This is a genomic window from Hafnia paralvei (assembly GCF_020150375.1).
Classification (GTDB): Bacteria; Pseudomonadota; Gammaproteobacteria; order Enterobacterales; family Enterobacteriaceae; genus Hafnia; species Hafnia paralvei.
In genome coordinates, this window is record NZ_CP083737.1 from 3,501,866 (window position 1) to 3,524,227 (window position 22,362).

The window sequence follows — 22,362 nt, forward strand, 5'->3', positions numbered from 1 at the left end:
ATGGTTGTTTTTGAACAGTTACTCAAAACCTATCATCAGCGCGCCGATGCAGCGCTTATTCAGTATATAGAGCCTCTGCCCTTTGCTGATGGACAACTCGTTGCCGCCATGCGCTACGGTGCTTTGCTCGGTGGCAAACGCCTACGTCCTTATCTGGTGTATGCCACCGGAGAGATGTTTGGTCTATCATTAGATAATCTGGATGCACCTGCGGCCGCCGTTGAATGTATTCATGCTTATTCCCTGATGCACGACGATTTGCCCGCCATGGACGATGACAATCTGCGTCGGGGTCAGCCCACTAGCCACATCAAATTTGGCGAGGCACATGCTATTTTAGCCGGTGACGCATTACAAACGCTCGCCTTTTCCATTCTAGCCGACAGCCCAATGCCCGACGTCGCGGTCAGCGATCGACTAGCAATGCTGAGTGAATTAGCGCAAGCCAGTGGCGTTGCGGGAATGTGCGGCGGCCAAGCGCTAGATTTGGAAGCCGAAGGCAAACACGTAGACTTACAGTCGCTTGAGCGAATTCACAACCATAAAACCGGCGCACTGATCCGCTGCGCGATCCGTATGGGCGCTCTGGCTGCGGGTGATACTGGCCGCGCTGCGCTACCTCTGTTAGACCGCTACGCAGCGGCGATTGGTCTCGCATTTCAAGTTCAAGACGATATCCTAGACGTTATCGGCGACAGTGAAAAAACGGGCAAACCACAAGGTTCAGATCAAGAGCTAGAAAAGAGCACCTACCCTGCTCTGCTCGGTCTAAAACAAGCCCAAAATAAAGCTCTAGATCTGTATCAAGATGCAATACAGGTACTTGAAGAGCTTGAGCAACACCACAGCATTGACACTCTGGCGTTAAAATCCTTAGCCAGTTTTATCATTGAGCGCGATAATTAAGACAAATAAAAAACCACGCATTCATTCTATGCCCAAAATAGTTGGAGTTGCGTCAAAGCAGCAAACAAGTAACCCCCTTTGAACTGACTTAGGTCAGAATATCGGGTAAATGTGTTGCTAACACCGATGTAGCTTCAAGTATGCTGGGCATATATCGCAGAACGAATTTCAGACATGAGCCGCTAATGAGTTTTGATATAGCCAAATACCCGACACTCGCGCTGGTTGACGATCCTAACGATCTACGCCTGCTACCGAAAGAAAGCCTGCCAAAGCTGTGTGACGAACTTCGTCAGTATCTGCTCAATAGCGTTAGCCGCTCCAGCGGACACTTTGCTTCCGGTCTTGGAACCGTCGAACTAACCGTTGCGCTGCACTATGTTTATAACACCCCGTTTGACTCGTTGATTTGGGATGTCGGCCATCAAGCATACCCACACAAAATTCTGACGGGGCGCCGTGACCGTATTGCAACTATCCGCCAAAAAGGCGGTTTGCATCCGTTCCCGTGGCGCGATGAAAGCGAATACGATGTGCTGAGCGTAGGTCACTCTTCCACTTCCATCAGTGCTGGCTTGGGTATGGCCGTGGCTGCTGAACGAGAAGGGAAAAATCGCCGTACCGTATGTGTTATTGGCGACGGAGCTATCACGGCAGGTATGGCGTTTGAAGCCATGAACCATGCGGGTGATATCAAAGCCGACATGCTTGTTGTCTTAAATGACAATGAAATGTCGATCTCTGAAAATGTGGGCGCGTTAAATAATCACTTAGCGCAGTTGCTTTCCGGCAAACTTTATTCCAGCCTGCGTGAAGGTGGAAAAAAGGTTCTGTCTGGCCTGCCGCCGATTAAAGAGTTGGTCAAACGCACCGAAGAGCATCTGAAAGGGATGGTCGTTCCAGGGACCTTATTTGAAGAGCTGGGCTTTAACTATATTGGCCCCGTTGATGGACATGATGTGCAGGCCCTAGCCGCGACGCTAAAAAATATGCGCGACCTGAAAGGCCCTCAGTTACTGCACATTATGACGAAAAAAGGCAAAGGCTATGCGCCAGCCGAAAAAGATCCGATCAGTTGGCATGCGGTCCCTAAATTTGATCCTGCCAGCGGCACTTTGCCGAAAAGCTCCGGTGGATTACCAACGTACTCCAAAATTTTTGGTGACTGGTTGTGTGAAACCGCGCTTGATGACAACAAACTGATGGCCGTTACGCCAGCCATGCGTGAAGGCTCTGGCATGGTGCGTTTCTCCAAAGAATATCCGCAGCAATATTTTGATGTCGCAATTGCAGAACAACATGCGGTGACATTTGCCGCCGGATTAGCCATTGGCGGCTATAAGCCGGTGGTGGCGATTTACTCAACCTTCTTACAGCGTGCTTACGATCAGGTCATTCACGACGTAGCCATGCAAAAACTGCCGGTCATGTTTGCAATAGATCGGGCGGGCATTGTTGGTGCAGATGGACAAACGCATCAGGGCGCTTTTGATATTTCGTTCCTGCGATGCATTCCTAACTTAGTCATCATGACACCAAGCGATGAAAACGAATGCCGCCAAATGCTGCATACCGGTCATCAGTATCAGGCCGGACCAACGGCGGTGCGTTATCCTCGTGGTTCAGGCACCGGCGCGACGTTAGAGCCTCTCGCCAGCTTACCGATCGGTAAAGGCGTCGTACGCCGTAACGGCGAGAAAATTGCGATTCTAAACTTTGGGACGCTGATGCCAGATGCCTTAACGGCCGCGGAGCAATTAAATGCTACCGTAGCCGATATGCGCTTTGTGAAACCGCTGGACGAAGCCTTGATCTTAGAACTTGTCGCCACTCACGATGCGCTAGTGACTCTGGAAGAAAATGCAATTATCGGTGGCGCAGGCAGCGGCGTTAACGAACTCCTGATGTCCAAACGCAAAATGGTGCCAGTCCTCAATCTGGGGTTGCCAGATCGTTTTATCCCTCAGGGGACGCAGGAAGAAGCATTGCACGAAATTCAGCTTGATGCCCAAGGCATCGTTGATCAAATCCAGAACTGGCTGCAAAACTAACCGCGTTATCCAATAAACAAAGCTACCTTTCGGTAGCTTTGTTCTTTTTATCTCATCGCACAAAATGAGCTTTCGCGAATCGAAATTAAGACTCGCTTGGCACACGCCAGTCATCAGCACCTGAAGTCCCTGAAACAGTGTGTTCCCAAGTAATTTTACGGTAAGCCAAAGATACTTTAACTAACTGGGTAAATTCTGCTTTCACAGCATCTTGGCAATGCGGCATGTGACAATCGATATCAACGATAGTCGCATCATCCAAAATAGTTGAGAAGAAGTGTTCCTGTTTACCTTCGATCGAGGTGCGGTACCACTTTAGCTCAACTTTCGGCAACATTTCACCGGATGCCAATGCGTTGTACAGCAATGGTACGGCTTTGTTTAATGCAACGGTGAAACGAAATGGCTTATGAACACGCTGACCTGAAGGCTGACCAGACTGTGGATCGGTAGGCACTGTCACAATGTGTTCAAATTCCTGCACTAGCATCTGATCTTCATGACCCTGCACGTAGATGTTACCTACAGAATCAGAGGTGAACGCACCAGAAGTAATGTTGCCCTGAGTTTTACCTTGAATGGCAATATAACATGGAGTTGGCATTGCAATATCCTTATAAAATCTAACTAACTATTGGGATGAATAATCCTTGATAGAACAAAGAGAGGCGCTCCCTTTTTTCTGTTTTTGATGCTATCAGCCCAGTTTAGAAAATAGCTGCCAATTACCTTGGTAAATGTAAGGAAATATAAATAGCGCAAACACAACTTAGAAAAAATTTTCTATCTCAGTCATTCATCACTTAAAACAAAAGATAGTTAGAATAATTAACTGCAGAACACAAACTCTATGTTTCTTTCACCGCTGATTTTATTCGCGACGATTTCGCCATCAATAAGAATCAGCGGTAGAAAACACTATGCTTGTGGCGGCGTCCCTTCAGCATTGGCTGCTACGACATCGATTTGGATCAATGCATCCTTAGGCAGCGCGGAAACCCCTACGATCCGTCGAGCAGGAATACCGCCGGGAAAGAATGTTGCGCAAACTTCATCTACGGCATCTATATCTGCAATATTTTTGAGGAAGATATTTACCTTAACGACATCTCCCATGACATGCTCAACGCTTTCTATGATTGCCTTAATATTTTTAAGGCACTGTACTGTCTGCTCTTTTATACCACCCGCAACCAATTTATTGGATTTTGGATCTATCGGTAATTGAGCCGAGAGATGATTGTAGTGAGAAAAAGCGACGGTCTGTGTAGATAGAGCACATTTAGGCGCATTCACCGTATTATGCGGTTCAATGATAAGCCCATGTCTGTCTTCAACAGCCTGAGGCGGGGTTCCATCGCCATGTGACACCACGGCTTCAATCTGAATCAACGCGTCCATAGGCAACGCTGATGCAACAATTACCGTACGTGCAGGAACATAAGCTATGGTTCTAGCGATGGCGGAATCTGGGAAAAATGTGGTATAGACATCATTCACGGCATCAATGTCTGAGAGATTTTTTAGGAAAATATTAACCTTCACGATATCGTCAAATGGAACGTCAATACTTTCTATGATGGCCTTAATATTCTTTAGACATTGTTTAGTCTGCTCCTTTATTCCTCCCTCAACCACTCTACCCGTTATCGGATTGATAGGTAATTGCGCTGAGAGATTATTATAATGAGAAAAGGAGACCGTTTGGTTAGATAAGGGGCTTATTGGTGCATTTATCGTGTTATGGGTAAGTTTAATTAGGTCACCCGACTGCGGTGCATTGGGAATTGTACCTTCACCGTTTGAAAGCAGAGCCTCAACCTGCACTAAAGCATCCATAGGCAAAGCATTGACCGCAACAACCGTCAGAGCAGGGACATAGGTTGGGAAAAATGATTTATAAACTAGGCTTACAGCATCCACATCTTTAATATTTCTGACAAAAATAGTAATCCTAACAACATCACTCATAACATGATTGATGCTTTCGGCAACTGCCTTGATATTTTTAAAGCATTGTTCAGCCTGTTCTTTTGCACCACCAAAAACCATTTTCCCCGATTTTGGATCGATAGGCAGCTGGGCCGAGAAATTATTATAATGAGAAAAAGCGACAGTTTGTGAATATATCCCGGTATTTTTCGGTGCATTTTCCGTATTTCTTGATAAAACCTCGTTATAACCACTCATAACAGTACTCGCCTTATAAAGTTAGGGTTTAGTGAACCACGAGACAGGCACGTGCGACACTTCATTACCGACAGCTAAGATGTCTATCCGTACTACAAACATGTTGGTTTCATGAATTCGATTGTTTATGCAAAAAAAATGCCACACGATTAAATGTGTGGCATTTAGTAACATCGTAAAATTCAATAGCTATCAATTTCGCTATAGCGATATAGTTCTAATATAATTATTTTTAGGCAAAATGATTCGCAACCTATAACACAACAAGCTTACTTAAAACATTAAAAATACAAATACGATAAGATATATTTAATTAAGTATCGCCACACGTTTATACGTATGGCGTTAATATTCAAGATATCAATTATCGATGAGACAAAATATCTTCGTCACCACCGGTACGCATTTTTATGCTTTCCAATATCCACAGGATCATCTCTTCACCGCTGATTTTATCGCGATATTCGGCAGGGAAATCTCGCGTATCGATTTCGCCATCAATCATAATCAACGGTTTTAGACGATTACCTAACTCAGTACCACTGGGTAACCACTGGAACTCTCGCCCAGTCGGGTTGAGTTTATCATGGCTGACATAGAGCTCCCCCTTAATCCCTCCCACCACAACGGTGGTGCTTGGGAAAAAGGTTCTCAATAGCTTACCTTTCGAAGTGCGGCTATCCAAAACGGACTGCTCATCTTTATTTAGACTTTTAACGTCAATCGTAATATAACTAGATGTGTATTTATCATTAATAATTCCGGCAAGTTCAATACTATAATTATCGCGCTTTTCCAACCGTCCAGGATAATATTGATATTCGTCATTTAGGCAGTAACCTTGCTCATAGTGAGGGTACTTATGGTAGGCTATTTTTGCTATATCACGAGATTGGGCATTAACCTGCCTCAGTATTTCGGCATCAAGCTTACCCGATGGTTGTGGACGAGGAATTTCAATAGAACTTCCGGTTGCTAGAATCCACTCCTTTCTTTCAGGAAAGGATTTTAGGAAATAAGATTGGAGCATATAAATAGAATTCAACCTCTCATTTATTTCCTTTGATGTCTCTATATACTCCAACATCATTCTTGGGTTGTTTTCCATATTCTGATGAATGATTTTACTGCCCGGAGACATTGCAATATCCTTCGCAACCTTACCATTGATATAGTTCACCCAATCTTTTTCTATCGAGGGATAGTCGCTACGAACCGCCTTTGTAATTTCAATATCAAAATTTTCAAATGAATAAGCCCCGCTTTTCATATAAATAAAATTAGGTAGCTCGATCTCATAACGACCAAAACAATGCTTTTGGGTGGGGAGTTGAGTACTCATGGCAACATCCTTATGAAGTGAGTGTGGCCCGCAGCCAGTAGAAGACAGCACCAAAGAACCAAGTAATAGCCACGATAAACGGCTCATAGTAAATCCCTTTAATTATTTTTTAGAAAGTTTAGCATTGTATTCCCACGCGGTGGTTTGCAGCGTTTTATACAAAGCCGCCCTGATTTTTTCGTCTTGATACAGGCTATCGTGATATTCACTGCATTTTTCAACCAGCGTTGCGTTCTGTGCCAATCAACGACTTCAGCGAGAGTCATTAGATTGAAATATTTATTCACTCCGGCAATACCATGTATATCACTTAACTAATATTCATTGACATATCACTGAGCCGTATTTCTCTATATATTCCCCCACTAAACATAATTCTATCCTGACTCAGCAACAAACTCATTAGTGAATGAGGTAATAAAGACTAACTTTTTATTTGATTGAAACAATATAAACGATTGGAAAATGATCATATGACATAACGCCACACGTTTATACGTATGGCGTTAATATTCAAGATATCAATTATCGATGGGACAAAATATCTTCATCACCACCGGTACGCATTTTTATGCTTTCCAATATCCACAGGATCATCTCTTCACCGCTGATTTTATCGCGATATTCGGCAGGGAAATCGTGGGTATCGATTCGGCCATCGATCATAATCAGTGGTTTTAAACGGTTGCCTAACTCCGTACCACTGGGTAACCACTGAAACTCACGTGCCGTTGGGTTAAGCTTAGCGTGACTGATATACAATTCACCCTTAATACCACCCACCACAACCGTGGTGCTAGAGAAGAACGTTCTCAATAATTTGCCCTTAGAAATACGGCTATCCAAGACCGACTGCTCATCTTTATTCAAGCTTTCTAAATTAAGCGTAATGCGGCTATGCGTATCGGCACTTCCCGTGGTGCCACGCCAGATGACGGTATATCTGTCTCTTTTCTCCAATCTTCCTGGATAATATTGATATTCGTCATCCAAGCAGTAACCTTGTTCATAGTGAGGATACTTATGATAGGCAATTTTTGCAATGTCACGAGATTGGGCACTTACCCGTTTTTGCAATTCGCTGTCAAGCTTATCCGAAGGTTGCGGACGAGAAATTTCTATTGTCTTCCCTGTGACCAGAATCCACTCTTTACGTCCAGGAAAAAAACTCAAATAATATGGGTGAAATAGGTACAAGGAACTCATTCCAATATCAGGATTTTTTTCTGTACTAGAATATTCTAATATCACTCTGGGATTAGACTCCATATTTTTGTGTACAACTCGGCTACCAACATTATACTTACCATCCATGGCTATTTTTTCATTAATATAGCTCACCCAATCTTTTTCTATCGTTGGATAGTCCGTACGAACAGCCTTTATAATTTCAACATTAAAGTTCTCAAATGAATAGTTACCACTTTTCATATACATAAATGTTGGCAATTCAATTTCATAGCGGCCAAAACAGTGTTTTTGAGTGGGGAATTGGGTACTCATGGAAACATCCTTATGAAGTGAGCGTGGCCCACAGCCAGTAGCCGACAGCACCAAAGTGCCAAGTAATAACCACGATAAACGGCGCATAGTAAATCCCTTTAATTATTTTTTAGGAGTAGGAGGGTTAGCATTGTAACTCCAGGCAGCTGTTTGCAGTTCTTTATACAACGCAGCACGGATTTTTTCGTCTTGATACAGGCTGTCGTGATATTCACTGCATTCTTTAACCGGCGTTGCGTTCTGTGCCAACCAACGACTTCAGCGAGAGTCATTAGATTGAAATATTTATTCACTCCGGCAATACCATGTATATCACTTAACTAATATTCATTGACATATCACTGAGCCGTATTTCTCTATATATTCCCCCACTAAACATAATTCTATCCTGACTCAGCAACAAACTCATTAGTGAATGAGGTAATAAAGACTAACTTTTTATTTGATTGAAAGAATATAAACGATTGGAAAATGATCATATGACATAACGCCACACGTTTATACGTATGGCGTTAATATTAAAGATATCAATTATCGATGAGACAAAATATCTTCGTCACCACCGGTACGCATTTTTATGCTTTCCAATATCCACAGGATCATCTCTTCACCGCTGATTTTATCGCGATATTCGGCAGGGAAATCGTGGGTATCGATTCGGCCATCGATCATAATCAGTGGTTTTAAACGGTTGCCTAACTCCGTACCACTGGGTAACCACTGGAACTCACGCGCCGTTGGGTTAAGCTTAGCGTGACTGATATACAATTCACCCTTAATGCCACCCACCACAACCGTGGTGCTAGAGAAGAACGTTCTTAGCAATTTTCCCTTAGAAATACGGCTATCCAAGACTGACTGCTCATCCTTATTCAAGCTTTCTAAATTAAGCGTAATGCGGCTATGTGTATCAGCACTTCCCGTGGTGCCACGCCAAATGATTGTATATCTGTCTCTTTTTTCCAATCTTCCTGAATAATATTGATATTCGTCATCCAAGCAGTAGCCTTGTTCATAGTGAGGGTATTTGTGATAGGCTATTTTTGCTATATCACGCATTTGAGCATTGACCTGCCTCAGTATTTCGGCATCAAGCTTATGCGATGGTTGGGGCCGTGGAATACTCATGGTTTTACCCGTAACCAACATCCATTCTTTACGTTCAGAGAAAGATCTCAAATAATATGGATGTAACATATAAATAGAATTCAATCTCTCATTTATTTCTTTTGATGTCTCTATATATTCCAACATCATGCGTGGGTTACTTTTCATATCTTGATGAATGATTTTGCTCCCAGGAGACATTGCAATATCCTTCGCAACCTTACCATTGATATAGTTCACCCAATCCTTTTCTATCGTTGGGCGTTCAGCTTTTAATGCCGTAACAATCTCTACACCAAAGTTATCAAATGAATAGTTCCCGCTTTTCATATACATAAAATTTGGCAATTCAATTTCATAGCGGCCAAAACAGTGTTTTTGAGTGGGGAATTGGGTACTCATGTCAAAATCCTTATGAAGTGAGTGTGGCCCACAGCCAGTAGTAGACAGCACCAAAGTGCCAAGTAATAACCACGATAAACGGCGCATAGTAAGTCCCTTTAATTATTTTTTAGGAGGTTTAGCATTGTATTCCCACGCGGCGGTTTGCAGCGTTTTATACAACGCTGCACGGATTTTTTCGTCTTGATACAGGCTGTCGTGATATTCACTGCATTTTTCAACCGGAGTCGCACCAGTGGCTGATGAAATAGGCAGTTTACCATCCCCCTCACCGCTGCCCGGTTGTAATACAAACTCAGTCGGTAACACGGTTAATCCTGCCGTTGGCGGCGAGAGATACAGCGTTCCCTTCCCTTCGTCTGCCAATGAACTGAATATATGTGTTCCTAGCAAAGAATCGATGCCTGCCAGCAACTTGTTTGAGTTGGTAATTGAATCGCCGTACTTAACCCATCCCTCAGCCGGTGGAAGCGGAGTAATGCCCTGCGCCTGCCAAATCGCTTTATCCCGCGTCGTTAGTTTACTGGTTTTACCACTGAATTGCTGGGTATTATCTAGACCAGAGGAGCCAAGGGAGGCATGAAAAGTTGACGCTTGCTTTAAATATCCAGACACACTCTGGTAATTATCATTTATTTGTTCAGGATCACTGCATAACAAATTGCCATTAATTGTTTTATACCAGTGTTTCTCACTCTGATACTCCGCATAAATATCCCCTTCAACAGCCATTGCCACCGGAGCCGGCGCTTTTTCTCCTTCCACTAAAGAAAAGGATGACGGTTGGTAACACAGCCATCCTTTGGCATAGCTGTTATTAGGTAAGCACTCCAGCGTACTTTGGCTATAGCTCAGCACCATAGTGATTTCGGCTGCATCAGCGCCCAGCACCTGATTGCTGATATAGGCTAACGTTTTGTTTTTCATTGCTTCGTCGGGTTTGCTCCAGTCCACCGAAACAGGCGTTTGCATACCTGCGCGGAACCAGCAATAAATATCCGGCATGCCGTTGGTCGGTAGCCCAACATGCACCGCTTTAAGCAGCAGTGATTTATCAAGAGGAGTGGTCTTCTGGATGCCAGCAAAACTGTTACCATCTTTACTACCGCTAGCAGCAGGGGCCTTAGTTTTCGGATCAACTCCACTCATATAATCATCATCTTGGCTATTTTTTTCACCGCCACCGCTCGATGAACCAGAGCCCCCCATCGTCTCTGGTGACATCCCCGCCAACATTGCCCGTACCACAAATCCACCCGCACCGTGCGAAATCAGTATCACTTGATCCACCGGTTTTTTGGTCAGCCATGTGCCATCAGTGTCATTTGTTCCTGCGGTTTGATATTCACCCATAATCTGAGTGATACGCGTGGTCAGGCGTTGAGCCGCATCAGCACAGCCTTGCATCCAGTTATACCCCACTACGTGCAATGGAAATGCATACCCCCCCATCACCTTGGCAAAATTGGCATCAGCTCCCCACGGAAGCGACGTGTCTTTTTCTTTGCTTTGGTCCTTGCTTTTGTCTCCATCTGTAGCTGCGGGCGCAGCCGGACTCGCCGCTGCCGTTGACGCTGCAGGGCTCGCTGCCGCTGGCGTGGCGGGTTTACTGCCAAAATCCAATAACGACTCTATTGCTGCCAATAAATCCTTCAGCGCCTTACCGGTCGGCAGCGTGGGTTTGGGAATATTGCCGGGCTGCCCCGCAGCACTCACGTCTTTAATGTTGAATCGTGCATCCAAATGGCGTTGCAACGTCATCAAAAACTCACCGTATTGGCTCCAGCACACCTCGCCCCAGCCCTGCTTAAACCGCATATTGATGTCCTGCACCCGCACCGATGTCATGGTGCTAAAGTACGCGGTGTCAGCACTGCCTTTCGTTGCATCTTGATCGATCTTCAACAGCGTATCATCACGACCAATTTGTTGACCTACCAGCAGTTCACGGCGCTTAGACGCATTGCAAAACATCCACTCTAATACTGAGATCGCTCCCCAAACATTACGCCCGATACGCAGAATATCTTCCGCTTTACCCATGACATCAAAAACGTTATTAATCTCTTTTTCGATGTGGGCAATTTTGGTGTTCACATCTGCCAGCTGTTCTTTAAGCTTGCTGGTTGCATCGGTAGCATTACGCTCCAAACGTTTCGCTAGGCTGTCCATCCCCAGTGCTTTCATGATTTTTTGACTGGTTTTATACAATGCCATCAGCCCACCATGCAGCGCGGTGAGTTTTTTTTGCAAATCCAATAGTTTTTGCACCATCGGCGACGACGTCACCTTGCCTGACGGATCGCTCATCATGCCACTGAGATCGGTGGCGGCGGTGCCCAACGGCGTATGGTAGCTGCCCATCCCCGCCATCGGATCCCATACCACGTCACCTTCCGATAGGTTAAACAGACGCGTGCCCATGATATCCGGTACAAAAATCACCGGGATCACCACCTTTTTACACTGGCAATCACCACGACATTCATGATCGCTCATGCATCACCTCCTGTGCGGGGTAGATACGTCGCAATAATCCGACGTTCCAATTGGTTGTCCATTTGGCTGTAGCCATGGAGCTGCTGTGCAGACCACAGCGGATTGGGGTCAGGGCTGAACCAGCGCTGTACCGGACCGAAGAAATCATCTAGCCGCTCGGGGGCTAACGAATTAATCCACGTCGCAAATACTCTCGGATCGTGAAAACGAAAGCGGCTACCGCCTTCTCCTTCCCCCTGACGGACATACAGCAACCCTTGCAAGTGGGTTACGATATCCTCAACTTCGCCGTCGGCCACCAGCCACAGCGTGTTGATGGCATACGCCGGACGCGACAACAGATATTGCACCATGCGTGGTTTCATCCACGCCGCAATCAGCCACGGCCCATGGCTTTCCAGTGCTCTATCGGCGGAGTTGAACAGCGAGTAGTGTGCTACGTCCAGCCCGCAGGCAAAGCCCTGAGGCGCGGCATCAAACGCACCGTCCACAAGAGCCCACAGCGGTAAACCTGCCTCACACCAGCGATAAACAGCATGCTGCGTGAAATCTACCGGTTGCACGGGCGTCTCTACCACTGGCCGTTGTTCTAAATCGGCCATTTGCAGCAACGTATTAATCCGCACATCGTTGATTTCACCAGCGTTCAAGACGGCCTGCACATCCTCAAGCTGCCAGAAGTTTTCCCCACCGCGATGCGCTATCTCTAGCCATAGCGGCAAATGGTAAGAGTTCATCACGTCATAACGACGAGCCTGCTCAACCGTTTGGGTTAGCCATGCTTCCCCAGTCGCGCCAAGCGGGATCGGAGGCATATCTTTAATCGCCATCACTGAACGCAACGCATTCCAGATAAGCGTTTGCTCGCGCCCTGCTTGCAGAACCTGATGATCCTGCTCGTTTAAGTACCAATATTTCTTTTCCACCATGCTGTCCTTAGCCGATGATAAGCCCCGGATCGCCCTGAATTACAACGCCCCCGTGTACGGTCTGTGATCCCATAACCGCCACAGGGATGCCATTGACCGTTAACAATGGGTTGCCCACGGCGATAATGTCCGGCCCGCCGGTTTTGCATTCACATTTATGCCCAACCAACGCCACCGGAATGCCATTCACCGTTAGCCCTGGATGACCTTCTTTGATGGGCCCCCCCACATGTTTAGGTAATGGGCAAACATGCTGGTGCCCTTTTAATGCAACAGGTACTCCCATATCCTTCTCCTTATTCCAGTGACTGTAGGCAAATTGGACAAATTTCTGATAGCGGATCGCCGTTCATCGCCGTTGCACTCAGCGCCGACATTGAATTCCCCCCACCGCTGGTAATCCGCGTAAGCGCCTTGATATTGACTATTGGCGACGACAGTGTGATGCCGCTGCTGTCGATCACAATTTTTCCTCCTGGCCCCTGCAACACCACGCTTTGAGCACCTTGCAACACCAAGTCGTTGGTGTTGATCAGCACTTTCTTGTTCGCTAGCAGTTCGTAGGTACCCGCTACCGTGTGATGATGATCACCCGCGATATCCTCGGTAAAATCCGCACCCATTTGGTCCTTGCGCTGATTTAACACGTGGAACAGATATTGGTTATCAACTTGGATCTGCTGGTTATGCATCACGTTGATCATCTGATCGTGATGAATACGCTCAATGTGATCATGAGTGACATCGCTGGTTTTATCGTTGCCGATCTCTTCGGTCTGATCGTGTTTAATGATTTTCGAGCAGTCTTGTTCAACCATGATGTATTGGTTGTTTTTGACTTCGGTTTGCAGATCTTTTTGCGCATGTAGGTAGATCAGCTGTTTATCTTGCTCATCCTCAAACGACAGCTCGTTGTAACCCGCACCTTTATGGGTATCTGTACGTAATACGGTGCGTGTTTTGTGCACCGGTAGTGCATGAGGCGGCACGTTGACAACGTGGTAGGTACGACCGGTAATAATCGGTTGGTCAGGATCCCCCTCAAGAAAATCGACAATGACCTCATGACCAATGCGTGGCACCGACATCGCTCCGTAGCGACTGCCTGCCCAACTTTGCGCTACGCGGATCCAGCAAGAGCTGGTTTCGTTGCCTTTCCCTTCCAGATCCCACGGGAACTGCACTTTAACTCGCCCCACCTCGTCGCAATAAATCTCCTCGTTTTCAGGCCCAACAACGACCGCAATTTGCGGTCCATCAACGCGTGGACGAGGATTTGGCATGGGGCGCCAAGTTTGCCGATCGGGAATAACGACGATCTGACTTTCCAGATAGGTGCCACTGACACCAGCTTCTTCCTTCTGCGATTCAGGCTGTTGCCCCTCACACAGCAACGACACAATCTGCCAACGTTGGTTAAACGCTTCGTTCGGGTGCTGTTGCATGATGATGCACTGCCCCCCCATCAACGAAGGGCTATCTGAACGTCCATGCGCCTGCATGGCATCCTGACGCAGCGCATCAAGCCGATAGCCACTATAGGCCTGCCCGTTGAAATCCGTTTTGTAGCGGCCAGGATAGTCGTAGTGCTGAATCTCGCTACGTTGATGGTCAGATTTGCTATGTTGCTGATAGAGCATTTCCCAAGCGGGATTTTTGAAGGTGTGATCTTTCAACAGCACCTGCGCAGGACGCACATTTTCTTCGTAGCTAAATCGTTGAATACTAGCCCCTTCGCTCAGCCCCCGCTGATGCGGGTTATAGGGCAGCGTTTCTCCCATCGGCAAGAAGGTACAATCATCTACAAAGACGATTTCTTGCTTGTCATTATCGAAATGGAAATACCACGAGATCCCTTCTTCCGCAGCCAACCGCTCGATAAAGGCCAGCGTAGACTCACGGTACTGCACGCAATACTCACGCGTCGGATGTTCGTAGCGCAATTGGAAGTTGAAAGAGATGATATTGGCTTTTTGCAGCAGCGTAGTGATGATTTGCTGGGGCGTCTGCTGCTGAAAAATACGTGAAGATTGGTCAAGCGAAAGTAGCCACATCTGGGGCCGTAACGTCACGCTGTAGCGAGTACGCTCGTTACCGGTGTCGCTATGTGAGAAACGAGTAATAATCCCATTAACCCGTCGCTTTATCTCACCGTTGTACCAGATTTGCAATTCACCAGATTCATCCAGCACGCGGCTAAATGCAATCTCAGCGGTTATGCTCGCCAGCTCAACATCCAGAGAGTAAATCTGAGACAGTCCCTCGTTAAGCGCAAAGCTCACTACGCTAAAGGTTTTTTCTGGCAGCGATTGCGTCGTAAAGGTGAACTGCAATCCCGTGTTGTCGGCCATAATGGACCTCCTTATCCTCGAGCTTTAGCTTGAGCTACGAACCCAGCAATATGCTGATTTCCAGCCAACGATTGGCATGTACCAGCAACATCTGGATTATCAGCCATCAAACTTTGCTCAACTTTTTGCCCCATTTGGTCCAATGTGGCGTTATACATGTCGTCGGATTTACCATCAGGGTAGTATTCCCGCGTATCCCACCCCATTTCCATTCCCGTCATCACCGCAATCATGCTCAGTGACTTGTTGGCTGGAATATCGCTCACTCCGCAGCGATCGCGTAAAAATGCGGCGCTACCAATGAGATCGGCTAGACCGTTCATCTGCTCTTGAACTGAAGGTATGGCGCTACTTTTTGCCTGACATCCCCCCACCAGCGATACTAATAACAAACTCAGTGTTATCACTTTTATCTTGTTCATTGACCCATCCTCGTCTTTATCACTAGATATAAGTACTCATGCTCTGTGTAACGTTTAGTTTGGCGTTCCATCTCCTTTTTCGGCTTGCAATAACAGATAGCGCGCCTGTAAGCCGCGTAGCTGATCGTCAATTTGGTGTAATAAAGCAGGAGAAGGCTTAATCCCTTGTTGTTTCTGCTGCTCTAATTGCGTAAGTAAATGCGTCACAGGCGGCGCCGCATTTAATTGGCTTTGAATGTTGTACAGACCCGTTTTCAGGCTAGATATCGTCATGTAGCCGCGATGCAATTTCTCTGATTCAAGTAATTCATCGAGCAGAGACTGCACCGCCTGCTGAGTTTTCACGTAATCAGAACCTTTCCCCGCCGCCGATAGGCTTTCCAATTGCTGTTGCCATTGCGTCGATACGCTATTTTGTGGATAAACCCTTTGCAGCAACTGGCTGATTGACTGCCCTCTTTGCAATGGTTCAATCGGAGATGCGTTTACAATCGACGTAAGTTTTTCTTGATAGAGCCTAAGAACCTTCTGTTCTTGCTGCTGTAGATCAGCGTCATGCACCAGCGCCTGATTAAGAGACATCAGCGCAGGCGAGGATTGAGCGGCTAATAAAAACTGAGCAACTGGGTTTTCTGGCTGCCAAGCGTGATAACCAAAGACGGCTGCGAGCGTCAATAGACAGCCGGTAACCGCGCCGGATAATACGGGCAGCCAGGGAAAACGTTTCTTCTGTGTATTGATTGACTGAATGGATGTAAAAACCTGCTGGGTATCTGAGGTTTTTTGCATTGCCGAAGGGGATGAAAATGGCGCATTTGCAGTATCACCTTGCTGCGGTAGATACACCAGAGGAAGAACCACCGGGGGTTCCCCTGCTTGCATTGACGTTGCCGCAGCTTTGCTCTCTTTTACACACTCTTGTAAGAAATAAAGCAGGCTGTTGATCAGCATGGGATTGATTTCTTTATGCAACTGCAGCTTGTCACTCACGCGTTTAAGCGCATATTCCGCACGGAAAACATCTCTCATGGTTTCCGGCGAGCGTGTTAGCTGTCGTACCAAAGCGCCAACCCTTGCAGCGAACCAATCCAGCATTTCATTGCGTGCTCGAGCTGCCGTTGGCATTGGCCAAAACATATCCCACTGAGCCACAATCAAAACAGCCATCAGCTCGCAGCCTTCAGCAAACCCATTCCATCCATTCAAACGGGTACGTGCCATTGAGTAATAAACTACGCTTTGTAAGTCGACGCCATTTTTAGTAAACAACGCAACGCCCAGTTGCTGCACCAGCGGCCAATCAACCGGAGGATGCAAGGGGTGGGTCATCTTATTAATCTCGCCCCGGATACGCTCGAACTCGTCAAAATCTCGAGGATCTTTGCCGGTGGCAACTTGCTGATAATCTAAATTAGCCATACGTTTCAAATCAGTGCTGCTTCATGACCAGCAGCACTGATGCTCTCCTGATCAGTAAAGTTGGTCGGTCAGCGTAAACTGACTGAATAAGCCACCCGCAAACGGATTATTTGATTCATCCACATATACGCGGTAGATCATTGTTCCGTTATCAACGGCAAAACGCATATCAAAGCTATTGTCTTGTACGTTGGTGAGCTCACCTTTATCCCAAAGCCGGAACATCGCCCAAGGCCCCACATAACCCACACTGCGTGGGGAGCCGCCGCTAACATCAGGCACTAAGGTCAATTTACTTTCATTACCCGCACGCATAGTGTTTGGCCATACCAAATGTGCCGTATGGCTATTACCTTGCGTGTAATCCACCAGTTGCCCATCTAGATTGAGGACAGCCCGACGCTTGTTGGCGCTGAGATCCACCGGAGAAATTGCAAACTGGATACCAAATCCATTTTGCGCGGTAAAAAATGTTGAGCGGATTTTCGCTGCCTGTTCCAACGCCGTTAGTATTTCAGGACGGATCAGGCTATTGCCTTCGCTATCCAAAGAACCATTACCGTCAATAAACACTTTCAGGTTGTTTTTGTAGAAACTGTCCAACGTTCCATTTGGTCCAAAGAACCGCTCCATATCGCTAAGCGCAACTTCTTTGCTTGCCTCCGGATTAAATGGATAACGATCGGCCATTTGGTTCATAAACGGCGTCACTACCGTTTTCGACCATTCAGCTTCCAGTGATTGCAATGCCAAAGCAGTCACGGCCTTCCAGCTATTATCAGCCAGTTGTTCAACCCAGCGCCCTAGCGGATCCGACAAGTTTTTAGACAGCTGTTGGGCCGTAAAGAATGCATCGGCATTATTTTGCTGCAATCTCATCTGCACCAGCAGGAGCGCTGCTTTGCCCGGCTCAGGCGCATTGCTGATCCGGTGCAGTTCATTGCTCATATCATTCAACGCTTTATAAGCCTGTTGAACCTGACCATTCTGATCATCACCACTCTCAACTAATGCATTTTGTTCTGAGAACGGACGACCTATACGACTGAGCAGCACGTATTCAGGTTGTTCTGCCAGTTGTTCAAGCGACTCTTTTTGTGCCGAGTTAAGCACCTTGTCTGCGACTGTTTTCTGGTTTTTCCCTTGTTTAGCCGCCACAACAACCGGCGTTTTCACGTCGCTAGATAGCGCGGTCACTAAATGAGGTTGCGTGTTGTCACCCAGTAAAACCAACGTTCTCCACAATGGCTGGCCATTATTGAGCACCGCGTCCAAAGCTGTTGAAGCTTGTTCAACATCATCAAATGGCTTGATGCTCAGGTTGTTAACCGCATTACGCCAAGTGCTGGTGTAATCCCCAACGTAGCGATCCGTAATTTGGCGTTCAATTTCAGCTTTATCCGCATCGCTATAATCTACATTGTCGGTTAACCCCAATACCCATGCGTCGAGCGCAGTGATCGAGACGAGCTTGTCGGTTTGCTTAACAAAGAAATGGCTTAACCCATAGCGAGTCCAGAATTGAGGTACTTTGAGCAGAGCTTCATTATCAAACACAAAGACTGAATCAAACTGGGCACCAATTTCAGTACGCAAATCCATATCCTGTGGAAGCTGTTCTTTCGCTTTAATCACTAAGTTTTGATATACACGCTGATATAGCGGCAGCTTACTTAGCTCAATTTGCGCAGCACGAATTGAAGCGGAGAACGGTTCATAGGATTTGATAGCTTCAGCATCTGAACGACTGCGATCCAACGCCCAGTCTGTATGCTGCAAAGCGTAATCAAGGTGCATCATCAGACGTTCTTGAACGTCGCGCTGTCCAGTAAATGCCGTTTGCCAGCGCGCACGCATATACTCTTCAACCAGCGAGATGTTACGTCCGCTTTTGTCATCAATCATGCGCATGATGCGGAGTATGGCGAGCTTCTCTTCACTGTTTGCCGGTGCACCGTCCAAATGCTGCTGCAAATCCTTCATAAGCACAGGTAAGAAGCGAGATTCCAGCAAGCGCAAATATGTCTTCTCAACCAGTTGACCTATTTTTGCCCCCTGATACAGCCCCATATCAGACAAAAATTGGTTTTTCTCACGGTAATCACCGTAAGACATGGTTGCATCGCGAATGATATTCATATGCGGCAGCCAGTCAGCCCCTAACGGCTGATTGTGGGCTGGTTCGCCCAGTCTCTGGAACTCGCTGACCTTACGCAGCGCCATTTCGCCAGCGTGATAATTTTGCAAATAGTAGTAATACCAACCACTGAGCAGGAGCACCGCGAAGCCGCCAGAAATCACGGCAATCAATGTCAGATTGTGACGCCGTACTCTGACGTGCTCGTAGTTTTCACCGGCAAGATTTGGCTCCGAAAAGAGAACCTGATTAAATAGTTTCTGGATAAAATAACCGCGCTGATTATCATTATTCGCCCACACATTTTTATTACTGACATACAGTTTGTAATGGCGGCAAATCGTATCGCTGAAGAAATCACTGCGCCGATTTTGTTGCAGACTTGAAGTGAAATAACAGCCGCGAATGAGCATTTGGCGCCCTGGATCGCGATTATAGTGGCGTTTTAAACCACTAATTACCTCCTCTACGACTGAGCGTAATCCCGCAATTTGTCCAACAAAATTGAACAATGCAGAACGGAGATCGAGCGACGTACGATGCACCATGTGCTCAGGCATCAACTCATTAAAGTTCTCCTGCCATTCACTCCAAAACTTAGAAAGTTCGCCCCGCCATTCTTCGTCAGACTCAGTATTTGCCGCAAATGTGATCCCCAGAGTCTCATCAAGTAAAGAACGCTCTAATAAGGGATAAATCGTCTCAAACCCGGTTAAAACATCTAATTTAGTGAACACTAAATAAACAGGAATTCGACAAGCAAATCGATCGCTCATTTCTAAAATATAGGTTTGCCATCTCTGCGACCACTCGCGTCGCCCTTCAGATGTCATTTCCATGATTTCCTGAATATTAACGGTCAAAATGACGCCGTTTAGCGGTTGGCGCTGACGAACCTCCATCAGCCAATCTTGTAAATGAAGATGTAAAGCACGGCCACGAGAGATGTCAGCCTCGCTCTCATCTTTTTCTGTTTCCTCATCAGTAGGGCTGAAAAACTCTCCCGGCGGATCGATGATGACAGCCTGCTGAGTCAACCAGAGCTGGAGCATTTTGAATGCAGAGCGATCTTTATTTGCTACATATTGTTTATCTGCAATGCCAATGGGAATGATCTGATTGGATTTTTGGATTAAGCTGGTTTTACCACTTAAACTTTGTCCCAGCACGATGTACCAAGGCCGCTCATACATAGCATTACGCCGATGGCTTCTTTGCTGATAATGGGCTAACCAGCCATTTAAATACTCTTTTTGCTGCTCAAGACTATTTTTGTACGGCTCATTTTTATCTTGAACCGCGCCGACAACGCTTTTAGCCACCTGTGTATACAGATAGATACTCACCACGCTCAAAGCTAAGAGCAGCATAAGCAATGTGGCAACAACCCGTCGGCTTGGCGTACTCAGGGGGGCTAAATCACCAATATGCCAAAGAGGTCCCCACCACCAGATGCTAAATAAACCGATGATCCATAAGATCCACAGCACGGCGAGTGAGAAAGATAAACGAGGTAGGGAGAATGGCAGCCTAAAACGCGTTAAATTACGAATGTAGCGAATAGGGGTTAACACATTAGAAACGACAGTAGATATAAGAGACAGAATAGTCATGATGGCTTACTCCTCACCCGCTAATACAGGAACAGGACGTTCAGCCGATATCCCCGCCGATAGAGAATTTTGAGCCAGTATAGTAAGCAAAGAAGGCTCCCAATCCGCGAGAGTCACCCCCTGACTATTACGCCACAAGTTATCAAAATGCTGATTCGCCAGCGTTGTTAAACCTGCTTGCATCAGCAACTGAGCTATTGTTAATTGGTTATAAAACTGTTCTCGAGGTTCCTGTACATCCATCTGTTGTTGTTCTAACTGTTGCAGCGCAGCATTAAGCCCTTGCTCTCTATATTTGTCCCATACCAGCTCATAAGAGCCGCTAGAAAAGCGGCTACTTTGTTGACGCTCAGCTAACCACTGTTGTGTGTCATCGCTAACAAACGGAGAGCCGTCACTGAATGTCATTTGTCGCAACGCAGGAATTTTATCTAGTAGACGCAGCACAGCCTCACGGATGGCATCGGCTACATTGTTAAAACCGAGGTGACGCGCAATTTGTGCCGAAAGAAAATGCCCGTCAAACCAATAAGGCGCTAAGGTGATACTGGTTTCAATTTGTTGCCATAAAGGGAGAGCCGCGCTCTGTAGTGCCGAACGATAGTCTGCGACGCGTTCACGAGATACAGCAGCCAACTGTGTCAGTCGCCCATCTTTACTTAAAGGAGCTGTCTGCAATGTGTACCAGATGGCATGTCGTCTCAGGCTATAGCCTATCGGATCATCAGGATGGCTCTCACATAACAACTCAGCGACTTTAAGCAGTGTTTGGCGCCAAACTCGGTCCGACTCATGTTGGACCTCCACTTTAGGCATAACTGTGGGAATATCCGCGTTGTCCTGTGATACCACTGTTTTGGTTGTAACAGGCGTTGAAGAAGGGGCTAGAGACGTTGCCTCTCTCTCTCGCTCAAACTGAGGTATGAGTACAGAAACTTCATTCGCTAAGAGCGAATCAAGGGGGCTCAAGAACGCCTGCAACTGTAATAAACCGCTACGCACCAACTCACGTGAATTCTCATCAGCCTGTTGGCAAAAATAGCTGGTACTACTACCGAATCGCTTGATCACTTGTAGCAACAGACGCTGGCGTAACTTCGCATCCTGAGGCCATGCCACAGACCAATAATGGCTGACGAAATCCACGATCAGCGTACACGCAAGAGCGATATTTGACGGCTGTGCACCATGCTGCAAAGTGCGTAATAAGTGCACAACAATACGCATATCTTTGCATTCAGTTTCTAGCAGGCTGAGACAGCCTTTCTGGAGATTGGGAATATCTACCTGCTCATGAGACAGCGAGCCTAATTTGGCAATTTCACTATCGATAGCTTCCCATAATGGCAAATCATCAGACACCCGAGCCGCCATATTTACCGCAGGCAATGAGGTCAAAATTCGCTGACGCCAAGGATGATCCATCAAAACAACATTTTCTAATGTACTCATATTAATTACATATCCCTGTATCTACCGACTTATCCCGCC

At 46.5% G+C, this 22,362-nt stretch carries 16 protein-coding genes; 2 read left to right on the forward strand and 14 right to left on the reverse strand.

Annotation, left to right across the window (positions count from 1 at the left end; genetic code table 11):
* Window positions 1-906, forward strand: a complete 906-nt coding sequence (gene ispA / locus K9N75_RS16490; RefSeq protein ID WP_039188484.1) for a (2E,6E)-farnesyl diphosphate synthase — start codon at window positions 1-3, stop codon at window positions 904-906.
* 185 nt (window positions 907-1,091) lie between these two features.
* Window positions 1,092-2,957 carry a 1-deoxy-D-xylulose-5-phosphate synthase gene (gene dxs / locus K9N75_RS16495; protein ID WP_224451901.1) on the forward strand — a complete coding sequence of 622 codons (1,866 nt, stop codon included), beginning with the start codon at window positions 1,092-1,094 and terminating at the stop codon, window positions 2,955-2,957.
* An 85-nt stretch (window positions 2,958-3,042) separates the two neighbouring features.
* On the opposite strand, the gene K9N75_RS16500 is transcribed toward dxs, so the two are convergent.
* The 14 genes from K9N75_RS16500 to tssA form a co-directional block, all read right to left on the reverse strand.
* Window positions 3,043-3,561: an Hcp family type VI secretion system effector gene (locus K9N75_RS16500; protein ID WP_008814286.1), complete on the reverse strand. Its 519-nt coding sequence runs from the start codon at window positions 3,559-3,561 to the stop codon at window positions 3,043-3,045.
* Window positions 3,562-3,875: 314 nt separating this feature from the next.
* Complete coding sequence (locus K9N75_RS16505) at window positions 3,876-5,147, reverse strand: RidA family protein (protein ID WP_224451902.1); 1,272 nt, start codon at window positions 5,145-5,147, stop codon at window positions 3,876-3,878.
* Between the two features lie 364 nt (window positions 5,148-5,511).
* Window positions 5,512-6,489: a hypothetical protein gene (locus K9N75_RS16510; protein ID WP_224451903.1), complete on the reverse strand. Its 978-nt coding sequence runs from the start codon at window positions 6,487-6,489 to the stop codon at window positions 5,512-5,514.
* Between the two features lie 102 nt (window positions 6,490-6,591).
* Entirely contained in the window at window positions 6,592-6,732 is a 141-nt protein-coding gene (locus K9N75_RS16515; RefSeq protein ID WP_224451904.1) for a hypothetical protein, read from the reverse strand.
* A 282-nt stretch (window positions 6,733-7,014) separates the two neighbouring features.
* On the reverse strand, window positions 7,015-7,992 hold the full coding sequence (locus tag K9N75_RS16520) for a hypothetical protein (protein ID WP_224451905.1): 978 nt from the start codon (window positions 7,990-7,992) through the stop codon (window positions 7,015-7,017).
* Window positions 7,993-8,523: 531 nt separating this feature from the next.
* A complete protein-coding gene (locus K9N75_RS16525; RefSeq protein ID WP_224451906.1) occupies window positions 8,524-9,588 on the reverse strand; it encodes a hypothetical protein in 1,065 nt (354 codons plus the stop codon).
* A gap of 15 nt (window positions 9,589-9,603) precedes the next feature.
* Window positions 9,604-12,000 (reverse strand): hypothetical protein, encoded by a 2,397-nt coding sequence (locus K9N75_RS16530; protein ID WP_224451907.1) that lies wholly within the window; start codon window positions 11,998-12,000, stop codon window positions 9,604-9,606.
* Window positions 11,997-12,929, reverse strand: a complete 933-nt coding sequence (locus tag K9N75_RS16535) for a DUF4123 domain-containing protein (protein WP_224451908.1) — start codon at window positions 12,927-12,929, stop codon at window positions 11,997-11,999. Before K9N75_RS16535 ends, K9N75_RS16530 begins: the two co-directional genes overlap by 4 nt.
* 7 nt (window positions 12,930-12,936) lie before the next feature.
* A complete protein-coding gene (locus K9N75_RS16540; RefSeq protein ID WP_008814292.1) occupies window positions 12,937-13,215 on the reverse strand; it encodes a PAAR domain-containing protein in 279 nt (92 codons plus the stop codon).
* A 10-nt stretch (window positions 13,216-13,225) separates the two neighbouring features.
* Window positions 13,226-15,280 (reverse strand): type VI secretion system tip protein TssI/VgrG, encoded by a 2,055-nt coding sequence (gene tssI / locus K9N75_RS16545; protein WP_224451909.1) that lies wholly within the window; start codon window positions 15,278-15,280, stop codon window positions 13,226-13,228.
* An 11-nt stretch (window positions 15,281-15,291) separates the two neighbouring features.
* Entirely contained in the window at window positions 15,292-15,702 is a 411-nt protein-coding gene (locus tag K9N75_RS16550; RefSeq protein WP_064573131.1) for a molecular chaperone, read from the reverse strand.
* A 54-nt stretch (window positions 15,703-15,756) separates the two neighbouring features.
* On the reverse strand, window positions 15,757-17,121 hold the full coding sequence (locus K9N75_RS16555) for a VasL domain-containing protein (protein WP_224451910.1): 1,365 nt from the start codon (window positions 17,119-17,121) through the stop codon (window positions 15,757-15,759).
* 51 nt (window positions 17,122-17,172) lie between these two features.
* Window positions 17,173-20,871 carry a type VI secretion system membrane subunit TssM gene (tssM, locus tag K9N75_RS16560; protein WP_224451911.1) on the reverse strand — a complete coding sequence of 1,233 codons (3,699 nt, stop codon included), beginning with the start codon at window positions 20,869-20,871 and terminating at the stop codon, window positions 17,173-17,175.
* 6 nt (window positions 20,872-20,877) lie between these two features.
* Complete coding sequence (tssA, locus tag K9N75_RS16565) at window positions 20,878-22,323, reverse strand: type VI secretion system protein TssA (protein ID WP_224451912.1); 1,446 nt, start codon at window positions 22,321-22,323, stop codon at window positions 20,878-20,880.
* Between the last annotated feature and the right edge of the window lie 39 nt (window positions 22,324-22,362).

Coding starts and splice junctions, on each gene's coding strand:
- ispA (WP_039188484.1), top strand. CDS start 1: ATGGTTGTTTTTGAACAGTTACTCAAAACCTATCATCAGCGCGCCGAT.
- dxs (WP_224451901.1), top strand. CDS start 1,092: ATGAGTTTTGATATAGCCAAATACCCGACACTCGCGCTGGTTGACGAT.
- K9N75_RS16500 (WP_008814286.1), bottom strand. CDS start 3,561: ATGCCAACTCCATGTTATATTGCCATTCAAGGTAAAACTCAGGGCAAC.
- K9N75_RS16505 (WP_224451902.1), bottom strand. CDS start 5,147: ATGAGTGGTTATAACGAGGTTTTATCAAGAAATACGGAAAATGCACCG.
- K9N75_RS16510 (WP_224451903.1), bottom strand. CDS start 6,489: ATGAGTACTCAACTCCCCACCCAAAAGCATTGTTTTGGTCGTTATGAG.
- K9N75_RS16520 (WP_224451905.1), bottom strand. CDS start 7,992: ATGAGTACCCAATTCCCCACTCAAAAACACTGTTTTGGCCGCTATGAA.
- K9N75_RS16525 (WP_224451906.1), bottom strand. CDS start 9,588: ATGCGCCGTTTATCGTGGTTATTACTTGGCACTTTGGTGCTGTCTACT.
- K9N75_RS16530 (WP_224451907.1), bottom strand. CDS start 12,000: ATGAGCGATCATGAATGTCGTGGTGATTGCCAGTGTAAAAAGGTGGTG.
- K9N75_RS16535 (WP_224451908.1), bottom strand. CDS start 12,929: ATGGTGGAAAAGAAATATTGGTACTTAAACGAGCAGGATCATCAGGTT.
- K9N75_RS16540 (WP_008814292.1), bottom strand. CDS start 13,215: ATGGGAGTACCTGTTGCATTAAAAGGGCACCAGCATGTTTGCCCATTA.
- tssI (WP_224451909.1), bottom strand. CDS start 15,280: ATGGCCGACAACACGGGATTGCAGTTCACCTTTACGACGCAATCGCTG.
- K9N75_RS16550 (WP_064573131.1), bottom strand. CDS start 15,702: ATGAACAAGATAAAAGTGATAACACTGAGTTTGTTATTAGTATCGCTG.
- K9N75_RS16555 (WP_224451910.1), bottom strand. CDS start 17,121: ATGGCTAATTTAGATTATCAGCAAGTTGCCACCGGCAAAGATCCTCGA.
- tssM (WP_224451911.1), bottom strand. CDS start 20,871: ATGACTATTCTGTCTCTTATATCTACTGTCGTTTCTAATGTGTTAACC.
- tssA (WP_224451912.1), bottom strand. CDS start 22,323: ATGAGTACATTAGAAAATGTTGTTTTGATGGATCATCCTTGGCGTCAG.